Origin of the sequence: Mycolicibacterium pyrenivorans (genome assembly GCF_025821625.1) — a bacterium.
Classification (GTDB): Bacteria; Actinomycetota; Actinomycetes; order Mycobacteriales; family Mycobacteriaceae; genus Mycobacterium; species Mycobacterium pyrenivorans.
This window is the reverse complement of the sequence record NZ_JACKSH010000121.1, coordinates 1-11,821: the sequence shown is the minus strand read 5'-3', so window position 1 is coordinate 11,821 and position 11,821 is coordinate 1. Positions and strand designations below refer to the sequence as shown.

The 11,821-nt window shown below is 67.8% G+C and carries 8 protein-coding genes; 4 read left to right on the top strand and 4 right to left on the bottom strand.

Annotated features, from left to right (window positions below):
• Window positions 1-4 precede the first annotated feature (4 nt).
• The 3 genes from H7I57_RS15510 to mobF are packed head-to-tail and all read right to left on the bottom strand — an operon-like array spanning window position 5 to window position 5,404.
• Window positions 5-415 carry a type II toxin-antitoxin system RelB family anti-toxin gene (locus H7I57_RS15510; protein WP_264024472.1) on the bottom strand — a complete coding sequence of 137 codons (411 nt, stop codon included), beginning with the start codon at window positions 413-415 and terminating at the stop codon, window positions 5-7.
• A gap of 7 nt (window positions 416-422) precedes the next feature.
• Window positions 423-755, bottom strand: coding sequence for a type II toxin-antitoxin system RelE/ParE family toxin (locus H7I57_RS15505; protein WP_264024471.1), 333 nt, complete (start codon window positions 753-755; stop codon window positions 423-425).
• A gap of 59 nt (window positions 756-814) precedes the next feature.
• Window positions 815-5,404: a MobF family relaxase gene (gene mobF, locus H7I57_RS15500; RefSeq protein WP_308204368.1), complete on the bottom strand. Its 4,590-nt coding sequence runs from the start codon at window positions 5,402-5,404 to the stop codon at window positions 815-817.
• 242 nt (window positions 5,405-5,646) lie between these two features.
• On the opposite strand from mobF, the gene H7I57_RS15495 reads away from it, so the two are divergent.
• The 4 genes from H7I57_RS15495 (at window position 5,647) to H7I57_RS15480 (ending at window position 11,625) form a co-directional block, all read left to right on the top strand.
• Complete coding sequence (locus H7I57_RS15495) at window positions 5,647-6,117, top strand: hypothetical protein (protein ID WP_264024468.1); 471 nt, start codon at window positions 5,647-5,649, stop codon at window positions 6,115-6,117.
• Between the two features lie 461 nt (window positions 6,118-6,578).
• Window positions 6,579-7,010, top strand: a complete 432-nt coding sequence (locus H7I57_RS15490; RefSeq protein WP_264024466.1) for a hypothetical protein — start codon at window positions 6,579-6,581, stop codon at window positions 7,008-7,010.
• A gap of 213 nt (window positions 7,011-7,223) precedes the next feature.
• Window positions 7,224-11,345 carry a protein kinase domain-containing protein gene (locus H7I57_RS15485; protein ID WP_264024465.1) on the top strand — a complete coding sequence of 1,374 codons (4,122 nt, stop codon included), beginning with the start codon at window positions 7,224-7,226 and terminating at the stop codon, window positions 11,343-11,345.
• A 55-nt stretch (window positions 11,346-11,400) separates the two neighbouring features.
• Entirely contained in the window at window positions 11,401-11,625 is a 225-nt protein-coding gene (locus H7I57_RS15480) for a type II toxin-antitoxin system VapB family antitoxin (RefSeq protein WP_264024463.1), read from the top strand.
• Between the two features lie 92 nt (window positions 11,626-11,717).
• Here the strand turns inward: H7I57_RS15480 and H7I57_RS15475 are convergent.
• The coding region (locus tag H7I57_RS15475; protein ID WP_264024510.1) for an integrase core domain-containing protein at window positions 11,718-11,821 on the bottom strand (104 nt) is incomplete at its 5' end.

The window sequence follows — 11,821 nt, the reverse complement described above, 5'->3', positions numbered from 1 at the left end:
GGGGTTATGCGGCGGTGATGGCGATGTGGAGGCGTTTCCCGCAGGCTGCGGCGAGCCGTTCCAGGGCGTCGATACCGGGGATGCGTGCACCGTTCTCCCAGGCGGCGATGGCGGATTGGCTGGTGCTCATGGCGGCGGCGAGCTGGGTTTGGGTGAGGCCGGCCTCGGTGCGGGCGGCGTAGACCAGCTCGGCGAGGTCCATCGCCCGGCCGGCGTCGTGGTAGGCCTGCTCGTAGGTCTGGCGCTGCTCGTCGGTGAGGGCGGCCTGGCGCTGGGCGCGGGCGGTTCGATAATCGACCCCACCGCTGGCGGTGGCGACCTTCTTGGTGGCGGCCTTCTTCGCAGCGGCGGGGGCTTTCTTGGCGGCCTTCTTCGGGGCAGCGGTCTTCTTCGCGGTGGCGGTCTTGACGGCCATGGTTGGGTTATCCCTTCTTGGTCTGGTGGCGGCGTAGCGCTTTGCGTGCGCGGGTGATCTCGTTGCGTTCGTTTTGGCGTTGTTTGCGGAAGGTGGTCAAGGTGACCAGCTGGCGGTCGGGGTCGGCGGTGTAGGTTATGCGTTGGTTGACCTGTCCGCAGCGAAACCGCAACTCCCACAGTTTTTCTGAGAGATAGCGGTTGTGCGGCATGCCCAGGGTGATGCCCTCGGCGGTGAGCCGGTCGAGGGCCTGATCGGCCTGGGCGAGTTCACTTTCAGACAGACCGGCATACCAGCGCTCCACTTCGCCGCTGAGCATGATCCGCCACTCATCACCCACACCCCACTATATCGAGTTCGATATATACCGTCAACGATCTATATCGGGTGCGGTGCCCGTCAGTCAATGTCGAGGCCGTGTCCGCGGTCGCGGTCTCTGCCCCGATCGCGCGTGGGTCCGGTGGTGAGGGTTCGCCAGCTGCGGGCGGCGATGGCGCGGTGTTCGTCGGCGGCGGCGGCGAGTCTGGGATTGTCGATGTCCGGTGCGGGGCGGGTGTTTTCAGCCCAGGGGAGGGTGAGTCCGTCGAGGAGTGGTCGGGCGCTGCCGGGCTGTCCGTTGTCGATGAGTAGGAGGCGGCCGTGTGCGGGGACTAGGGCGGTGGCCACGGCCGCGAGGGCGTCGGGGTCGGCGGTCGCGGCGTCCTCAACAACGATGACCGGTCCGCGCCGAGTGGGTTCGTGGATGGTGATCTGCTCGGCGAGGTGGTTGAGGCTCAGCCGGTCGGGCTGTGGTGTCGCGGTAACGCGGACGTGGTGACGGTTGGCGTCGGTGGCCGCGGCGTGGATCGCTTCGGCGAGTTCGGGGGTGTAGCGCTCGGCCGCCACGGTGGCCACGACGTAGGGCACCGACAGCGCGACCGCGGCGGGGTCGGTGCGTGGCCGCGCCAGGGGGAGCGGGTCAGCGTTGCGCCAGGAGGCGGCCAGAACCTCGACGAGCGCACGCTCTGCGGCAATGCTTGCGTGCACGCCGTCGCCCCGGGCGGTGGCGTGGTCGACGACGGTCCGATCGGGTATGGCCGCAGTGTGGGACAACGCGTCGGCCAGCCGCCACCACAACGCCGCGGCGGGCATCTCATCGGGCAACGGTCCTCGCTGGGCCGCCGCGGTGATCGCATCGCTAATGTCGTTGCCGCGCGCGGCATTTGTGAGGTGGGCGGCCAGGGTGGGCCAGTAGGCGTCGGCGCGGATGCGGGGGTCGATCTGGTCGAGGAGGTCGTTGAAGCGGGTGGGGTCGGCGCTGTTGCGCTCGATGGCGTCGGTGCCGTGGCGTTGCAGCAGGTCTTGGATTGCGCGGGTGGCCACCGGGTATTGGGCTGGGCCGGTGAGGCGGGTGTCGGCGCCGTCGACCCCAGTGGCGGTTCGGAACACGGCGATTTCTGCGGCCAGAGCAGGGTTGGCCGTGACCAGGGGCTGTGCCCAGCTCGGCGCGGTGTCGGGGGTCCAGGCGCGGGCTTGTTCGCGGATCTGGTCGGCCAGGTCGCTGACGAGTTGTCCGCGGCGGCGCAGGTAGTCGCCCCATTGCGGGTCGCCGGCCAGAGGGTCGGGGATGGCGGGCAGCCAGCGCAGCGGCCCGCAGTCGCGGCCGGCGGAACCGGTGGGGTCGATGCGGTAGTCCAGCACCGCGGCCGCGTCGGCGGCATCGTCGAGGCCGCCTCGAGCGTGGGCGGCGGCCAACAGTTCGCAGGGATCGGCACCGGAGAGCGCCCGGACGGCCAGGCGACGACGCAGTACCGGCCACGCTGCGCAGGTACTGAGATCGGTATGCACTGATTCAGCGATGGCGTCGAGACGGTCGCGGGCACCCGCGCCGAGCTGGTGCTCGGCCGCAGCGCCGAGAGCGTCGGTGAACATGTCGGCGGCTGCGGCCAGTCTGCGGGTCGGGTCGGCGGCCTGGCGGGCGGTGGTGGTGGCCGAGACCTGGCCGCCGTCGCGGGCCACGATCCGGGACAGGACGTCCACGGCGGTGTCGGGGTGGGTGGCCTTGGGGGCCAGGATGCGGTGCGGGTCGGTTTCGGCGGTCGAGAGGTACAGGTGGTTTTCGGCGCGGCCGCGGGTGAGGGCGACGTAGAGCTGTTGGCGGGTCAGGTGCTCAGCACCCACCACGTGGCAGCTGTGCCCGGCGGTGGCGCCCTGGGCGCCGTTGATGGTGCTGGCATAGCCGAGGGTGACGTGTTCGGTGACGTAATCGGTCGGCAGGGTGATCTCATGCCCGGTGCCGCGATGGCGAGCCCGGAGCGCTCCGTCGCGGGCGACATCGAGGATGTCGAAGGTGTAGCCGTTGCGGACGTAATCAGTGCCCGACAGGGGCAGCCAGCGGGCGTTGTGGCGGGTGCGGATGACGTCTCCGACGCTGGCGCGGAGTTGGTCGGCGAGCACGGTTTCCCGACCCGGCCGCCAGTTCGGGTCAGCCTCAACGTGGGCAGCAATTCGTGCGGTGCGGGCGCGGGCGTTGAGGTCGTCGACGATCGCGTTGGTGGGTCCTAGGAGCAGGCTGTCGCGCCCGGCGTTGCGGTCGGCCAGCCACGCCGAAAACGCGGTGTCCGCGGCGGTTTGTTCGGTGCCGACGTGGATGCGCCCGGAGTCGATGTAGAAGCCGATCCCGGCCGGATCGCCGCCGCGCAGCGCCAGCGACGCCGCGGCCTCGGCGCGGGAGTGAAACCGCACGACTTCCGAAAGCGTCAGCGCACCGGTCTCTGTGGCGATGTCGCGCAACACCCCGCCAGCGGAAATCGACGCCAACTGGCAGTCATCAGCCACCAGACGCACACTCGCGCCCTTGCGCTGAGCGTCAGCGATCATCGCGTCCAGACCCGCGGTGGACGCCATGCCGGCCTCATCGACGATGATCAACGTGTCCGGTCCGATGTCGGTGAACCACTGCGGTGTTCCGAATGTCGCAGCGTTGTCCGGATCAGCGCAGTGGACGTACTTGTCGAGGGTGTCGGTGGTCGCGCCCAGATCCTCCCCGAGCACGATCGCCGCGGCCGCGGTCGGAGCCAATCCGAGGACATGTCCGCCCGAGCTGCGCCACGCATGCGCCAGCGCGGCCATGGCCGTGGTCTTGCCCGCCCCGGCGGGCGCCAGCGCCAATGCGACGCGGCGTCCGCTGGTGGCCATCTGCTCGACGAGCGCGGCCTGACCGAGGTTGAGTGGCTTGCCGCGGGCGGCCGAATCTGACAGCGCGAGATCGACCTCGGACGCCGTCGCCATACGACCGTCGCAGCGTGCGACAGCGGCCAGGATGCGCTCCTCGGCAGTGAGCACGTCGCGGCTGGTGTAGGTCGCCACGCCGTGGCGGCTGTAGACGCTCGAACCGTCGCGGCGACGCAATGCGACAGGCTCGCCCAACTCGCCGTCCTCGACGCGGGCGTGGGGCACCGAGAACGCCTCGGAAAGTGCGGTGTCGGTGAGCCGTTCGACAAGCCCCGCCACGTGTACGACGCCTTCGGCGCGGACCATCCGCAGGGCCTCGGCGCGCACGTGGTGGGCCTGCCACGTCGCGCGTGTTTCGGCCACGGTGGCGACGAGTGCGACAGCACGCGACGCCACCCATTCCGCGGTGATTTCCGGCGTCTTCTGGGCGCGACGCGGGGCCAAAACTGTGGCCAGCATGCGGTTCAATCCATCGTGTCCGAGGACTTCAATAGCTTGGTTGCGCCAGGTGGCGCGCTGCTCTGCGAACGAGCGCGGTTCGTGCTTGGCTTCACGCGATTCCAGCGTCGCTTGTTGAGCCAGTGCGAGGGATTCGATGGTGGTGGGTTCGCGGCCGTGATCGTGCTGGAACTGCTTGGCCAGCTCGGCGGTGCGGGCCTTGATCGCGATACCGCGACTCGACCACCGCATCATCAATTCCACTGACATCCCAACGATCTCGCGCACGGGTCGTTTACCGCGTTCACGGGACGCCTCGGCAAAGTCCACACCGAGGCGGTCGATGGTGTGAACTTCCATGCGGGTGTTGTACATCTCCGAAGCCGCCACGATGACCCGGTGCAGCGGTTGTCCATCCAGCGCGAGCCAGCGGCGCACCCCATTTTGATCGAGGTAAGACACCTTGTTGGCGATCGCTACATGGGTGTGTAGATCGGGGTCCCCGGCACGCGAATCGCGATGGGTGAACACCGCCGCGATGAGCCCTTCGGTGTCGACTTGTGCGACACCGTTGGTGCCGGTACGGGTGAAGGCGGCGTTGTCTTGCAGCCACTCCAACACGTCGGCCACCGCGGCCTCGTGAGCGGCCTCGATCTGCTCGGCTATCTCCGGCGGGGCAATCGCCCACAGCGCCGAAATCGACTTCACCGGAGAGAACGTCAAGTCATAGCCGGCCACCGCTGTAGTGCGTGCCCTGGTGGCCCGCGCAACGAACCCTGACAGCTCCCGCTCATCGGCCGGGTCGCGGCCAAATTGCTCGGCGAACATCTCCTGGGCCACCTGTGTACGGATGCCTGCCCGCACGTCATCGTCGATGGTGGCGTTGCCCTCCAGACCGGCCTCGATGTTGTGAGCGCGGAACGCTTTTCCGACACGACGGGTGAACTCCGACGACGGCTCCTCCTGCGCAGGATATTTACGGCCTAACTGGCCAGCCGCGGTTGCGGGTTGAACGCCCAACCGCGGGGACAGATGGCCATAAATCTTGTCGGCGTTGGGGTGCCAACCCAACCCAAACAAGGCCTTCATTTGCGCCTCAGTGACCACGGATCCGCCTTCGACGGCCCACACGTTTTGACGCACTTCGTCGCTGACCTCACGGGCTCCGGTGTCGGCCAACGCAGCCAGGCCGCGGCCCATCCAGCGGCCCGGCGATTCACCCTTGGCCGAGTAATAGTCAGCCAGGGTGGAGCGGCCCCGTTCGGTGCTGTCGGCGGCCGCGACTTGCCGCACCAGGTACAGGTAACCGTCCCCGGCGGTCAGCTTGTGCATCGACATCACCGCCGAGCGCACCCCTCGGTCTGCATGCGCCCGAAAGTACGGAGCCAGCCGCGGAAAAAGCCACCATCACAGCCACCTTCGAAATGGCCGTTACCAAACCGTGACCTTCATGCAAGAGGTGTGTGGCTTTTGAGGGGGTGTGGCAGGGGCCTATGCGGAGGTGAGCTGAGTGGGCGGTCGGCCGGTGGCGAGGCGGAGGGGTGAACGGTGGGTGAGTCGGGAGCATTGGTGCGGCATGTGTGGCGGCGGAAAAATTGGTGAACGGCGAATGTGGCTGTGGTGGTGGCCCGCACCGCCTGATCGCTCTTATGGTCCCGTTCATGACAGCAGCAGGTACGTCGAAAGTGGAAGCCCGGCGGCGGGCGCGAGAGGCGACCCGGCGCGCCAATGTGGCCCGCGCGGCTCGGGAGAAGGCGAACATCGAGAACGCGGCGAACTACATGGTGGCCAAGGCCAGACTGGTTGAAATCGACGCCTGGGAGACCCAGCGATTGGCGGCGGTGACCGACCAGGTGCGCGACGCGGCCAACAAGCGGCGTGCCGGCACTCGGGCCGAGGCTGGCGCGGCGGTCAAGCTGCTGCAGGAAAGTGGTGAAACGCTGACCACGATCGCCGAGCTGACCGGCGACGGCATCGGCGAAGTCCGCGCGATGCTGCGGCACGCACCGAAAGTGGAGGAACGCAGTGCGAGAAACGATCACATGCATTAGGCGGTTATCCAGCAGTGCCTCTCGGCGGCGGTTCCTGATGCGACCTCAGCTAGGACGCTCGCATCCCGAGCGGCGCTGCGTCCAGAACCGAGGGACAGGCGAGACGCGAACACCACAGCGGAGCGCACGTGGCTCGGCGGGCGCACTGCAGGCGAGACGCTGTTGTGCGGTGCCGCTGCGATCCGGCCCGCGGCGGCTGAGCGGACGTAGCCGCGGGCAGCTCATGGTTGAACAGGTTGGCGGCCAGTGGCGTCATCGAGAAGCGTTATGGCTACGCGGTTTTTCGGTGTCGGTTCTAGGGCTGACGGCCATGAGAGGCGCGGCGAGTTGTTGTTGATCGGCGTCAGCCTGCGGCCCAGTTAGCGCGCTTCGACAGTCACGTCGCATAGGAGCCAACGCCGCCGCATTGCAGCATCTGCGCCGACGGCTACGTTCCTCACGCCCCGACGTATGGTCTTTGCGTGCGTTCGCATCGCTATGCGTTGGGGTTGCAGGCACAGCAGCGTGGCAACGGGGTGCTGGGTTTGCGTGAGTACTACAACCCGGTGTGCGTGAGATCGCGGCCGAGACAGACCCGCGACAGCACGCCGTTTCTGGCTCCCCGGGGCGACAACGTGGAGCGGATAGCGCGGATGCGTCGCGGCGGTGGCCGCTCTGCGGTGCGGCGCTTCGACAGTCGCGGTGTGCGGCGCGAACGATCGGTGGCGTTACGCAATGTGGTGCGCCACGGCTGGGAACGCCGCCGCGGTGCAGACGGCGGCGTTTGGCGACCAGCCCACCCGGTGGTGAGTCTGGGGCCCTCTCGCGGGGGTGAGCGACTCGGCAGGGGGCCGGCTGGGCAGCGGTACGTGGCCGTGGCGGGTGTTGTCGCAAGGCCGAGCTGGACGAACTGAGAGTGCGCGGGCAAGGCGTCCGCGTGAGGGCTCGACCGAGCTGGAGGAGCACGGCGGCGCGTGGCGGGTGCACCGTGTCGGCGTTGAACCGCACAGGCAGGGATCAGGCACCGGCTCTGCGGGCCCAGCGAGATATCGCGTGACGACTTGCCACCACCCGCGAGTTGATAACCTCAGTAGCCGCAGGTAGCGGTGAGTTCAGCAAGGGGTGACGTGACGTCGGACGACCGGTGGATCGAGGTCTCCAAGTCGGCGTACGCCCACGAAGCTGAAGGGCTGGAGCTACTGCGCAGCATCATTCCGCTGACGACGCCTTACCGTGTCTGGACCAACTTCGAGTTCATGGACAACCACGGGGGGTGGAACGAGGTCGACGCCCTGGTTCTCGGCCGCCGGCGGCTGCACATGGTGGAGCTCAAGAGTTACAACGGCGTGCTCACCGGCAACGAGAAGAACTGGATCCTGACCGGGCATAGCCGGCAGAGTCGCACCCAGCGCTCGGCATTGCTCACCACCCGCCACAAGGCGCAGAAGCTTGCATCGCGACTCAAAGAGGAGGCCCGCAAGGTCGCTCTCAACAACGGGTTGAATGTGGATGCAGTGCTGCGGTCGTTGCCGTTCATCCAGGAAGAAGTGTTCTTCCACGGCGACAGCTTCCACGCCGACCTCTCCGACCTGGCCAAGTCCAATTTGTACGGGATCGACGGGCGCGAGGACCAGACGGGGCTCCCGGGCATCGCGGCCCGCCTGCTCGAGCCACCCAGCGAGGGGCCACGACAGTACGGCGAGGACATGAGCGTCATCGTCGCGCTGGCCCTGCGGGAACTCGGAGCGACCCGCCGCACCGAACGGGACGCCGGCTCATGGACCATCACCGGCTCGACCATCGCCAGCGGCGAGGATTGGCAGGAGTTCGAGGTCGTCCACAAGCTCACTGGTGACCGTGGACGTGGACGCATCGTCACCGCCCGTCGCGGTGCCCCACCACAGACCCGCGCCGCGGCGCACCGGCGCATCCAGCGCGAGTACACGCTCATCAAATCGCTGCGCCAGGAGTCGATCGTCCCGCCCGAGGATCTCACTTTGGACGATGACGGCAACACCGTCCTCATCTACCCGGAGCTCTCCGGCTATGAGCCACTGGACCTCGCCGTAGAAACCCGGGCGCTGACCGCTGAGCAGCAGATCACGATCCTCGCGGCGGTCGCTGACGCGCTGGCCTACGCCCACCGCAACCAGGTGTCCAACCGCGGACTGAGCCCGAGTTCGGTGCTGATCAACACCGGACGGCTGGATCAGGAGCAGAAGGTCGAGATCCGGCTCGCCGACTGGTCGTGGGCCGGCCGCATCCACTCTTCGACGTCGGCGTCGGCGTCCTCAACCATGCTCGGCCCGCAGTCCCCGGGGACGGCCAGCGACGACGACGTCTACCAGGCTCCCGAGGACCGGTGGTCGCCGAGCGCGGACCGGATCGCGGTCGACGTCTTCTCCCTTGGTGCGCTGGCCTATTTCCTTCTGACGGAGGAGTCGCCTGCCCGCAGCCGGAGTGAATTGCTCCAGCGGCTGCGCAGCGAAGGCGGCCTGGACCTCGCCGCCTCGGGCGGTCGGTTCGTCGACGAGCTACTGCGGACGTTGGTGCTGCAGGCCACCAAGCCGTCGGTGTCCGACCGGGTCGACACCGACCCCAAGTCGGGTCTGCCACGCTTCGGGGCAGCGGAGTTTCGTGCAGCGTTGGAGAGATACTCGGCCGAACACCGCCCGAACGCCGAACCAGCACCCGATCCGCTGAACCCGCTTCCGGGTACCGAACTCGGCGATGGCCGGTTCGAGGTGATCAAGGTGCTCGGTGCCGGCTCGACGGCCCGCGGGGTGCTGGTGCACGACCATGAGGACGACGACGCGCAGCGGGTCCTCAAGGTGGGCCTCGACGACTCGTCGACCGCCCGGCTCTACGACGAAGCCGAGGTGTTGAACCAACTGGGACAACAGAATCCGAAGATCGTGGGTGTCGTCGAGATCCTCGGACCGCCGCTGGACCTGTCCGGGCACACCGCGCTGCTGCTGTCCGACTGCGGCGAGCAGACCCTCTCGGACCTCGTCCGGCACATGGCGCTCAGCGAGGCGCAACTCAAGACCTGGGGCACCGAACTGCTCGATACCGTGATGGCTCTCGACGCGATCGGGATCGCCCACCGCGACATCAAACCGGCGAACCTCGGTATGGCGCGGACCGCGACCAAGGGAAAGCGAGCCAAGACGCGGCTGGCCCTGTTCGATTTCTCGCTGTCGCGGGCCGGCGTCACCCAGATCGAGTCGGGGACCCCGCCTTACCGCGACCCCTTCCTCGGCATGGGCACGCGCACCGCTTTTGACTCTGCGGCGGAACGCTATTCGGCTGCCGTGGTGCTCTACGAGATGGCGACCGCATCGACACCGGTTTACGGTGATGGGCTCTCGGACCCCCGCGCGATCAACGACGACGTCTCCGTCGACGCCGAAGTCTTCACCGACGCGGGTCTGAGCCCGACCCGCGCGGCGGCGCTCGCCGAGTTCTTCCGCACGGCGCTGGCGCGCGACGCCCGGCGGCGCCACGACACCGCGGCCGCCATGCGCGAGGCCTGGGTCGCGGCATTCAAGGCTTCGGCTACGCCCACCGCGGATAAGCAGCGACCCGGCGCGCCGACCATCGCCGTCGAATTCGACGACGACCCCCAGCCCGCTGTCCCGCCGTATGACTCGCTGGCCCACCTGATCACCGACCTGAAGAACGCAGCGGGCCGCAAGCCCACAGTGATGCGCCGGCAAGTGCTCGAATTGCTGCTCGGCACCCATGAGAACGCCCCGGAAGACCCGTTCGTCACTTACGCGGACCTCGGTGCGCGTGTCGGCGTCACGCCGGGGCGCGTCGCGCAGATCTTCGGGGAGTTCGGTGGATTGTTGCACTCCGACGACCCGGTACGGGCGTTCACCGCGCAGCGTCTGGCGCTCACCGTCGGCGACCTGTATCAGCGTGCGCACACCCTCCTGGTGGCCTCGGGCGGTGCCTCCAGTCCGGATCTGCTGGCCCGAGAAGCAGTGGCGGACATGCAGATCAACGGTGTCGCCGATCCGCAACGTGCCGCACTCGGGGTGCTGCGGCTGGTGCTGGCGTGCGGTCAGAAGTCCGAGGGGACCGGTGCCGACCAAGCCGGGCATACCTCCATCGAGATGGTGCGTCGCCACGGGGCCGGGACGGTGGCGATGCTCGCCACCGAGGCAGTCGATCGTCGGTTGCCGGCGGCGTTGGCGCGTTCGGCGGAACGTCTGGTCGCCGCAGCGCAGCAGCAGGGGACCGCGCTGGTGCCTGCCGCGGACGCCGAGCCCCGCCTCCTCAAGGATGCGGCCTCGGTCCTCGGTGTTGACGTGTCCGAGGTGGAGATCGACGCTCACGTGCTGCTGGCGATCGCGGCGACCGCCTCGCCGGAGATCGGGCTCACCTCGCGAGACGAGTTGCATGCGTCCACCCTGCCGGTCGACGCGGCGGTGCGGATCGTGTTGCAGGGGTTGTCCAAGAAGGATGCCTTCGGCCGTACCGAGCTTGAGGACCGGCTCAATGCCCGCTTCCCGGCCCTCCGCGGCGCCTTGCCTCGTCGTCCGGCCCTCGACGACATGGTGGCCTTCGTGGCGCCCGGTATGGGCTGGAACGAGACCAGAGCCCGGTATCAATTCCCGGCGACGAGCGAGCCGAAAGGGTCGACGATCCCCACCTTCAAGACCATCACCGTCGCGTCGCCGGCCGGGGTCGAGTCGGGATCAGGGTTGTTGCACGCCATCGGTTCCGGTGAACGTCGGTTCCGTGCGCTGGGCGTGCCGCTGGGACACTGCGATGCGGTGGCCGACGCGCTCTGCGGGCGGTTCGGAGCCACCCGCATCAACGTCACCGACGCGATCCTGGACGCGATGCGTGAGCGCGCCGCCGCGGTGGGGCTTGACTGGAACATGATCCTGGCCGCCGATGCCGGTGCCGCCACCGACCGCGAGGGCCTGCGGGGTTTTGTCGCTCAAGCGGTCCCGGCCGTAGTTGAGGCGGTCGCTGCGGTGCACGGGCCCGTCGTGCTGACCGATCTCTCCACGCTGGCTGCCTACGGTCAACTCGGTATCGTGAGCACCTGGACCGATCTGACTGCGCCACCGGAATATTCGATGTGGGCCACCCTGCCGCAGCCGCATTTTGCGGGCGGCGGCGGTCCGCTGGTTGACGGGGTGTCGTTGCCAATCAACAGCCCGGAGCAGTACATCCCGCTCACCGAGGCAGACATGAAAGTCCTGGTGTCGGAGGAGGCGGCCATAGGATGAGGACGTCAGCGTCCACACATGGCTCTGTGTAAAATCGTGTGTGAGGTGATTCACATTGGCTACAAATCTCGGTATTGATCCAGAGCTGCTCCAAGAAGCGCTCGCGGTTAGCGGGGTTCGAACAAAGAAAGAGGCGGTGACCTTGGCTCTCCAAGAGTTCATCGCACGCCGCGCGCAGGCCAAGCTCGTCGAGTCGTTTGGGACCCTCGATTGGGACGACTCCTACGACTACAAGGACGATCGTCGGTCGCTGGATCGTAACCTCGCTGCCGATCCCTGATGGCACTCCTGGTCGATACCGGCGTGTGGTCGCTGGCATACCGTCGCGACTCGCCTCCGCAGGTGCCGGAGGTGACTGCGCTGCGTAGCGCCCTAGCTGTTCTTCACGGGCAGGTTGTGAACACGTAGGCGTTCGATGGGTGTTTTTCCGCCGATGCCGGTGTGGGGTCGGTGATGATTGTAGTGATGCAGCCAGT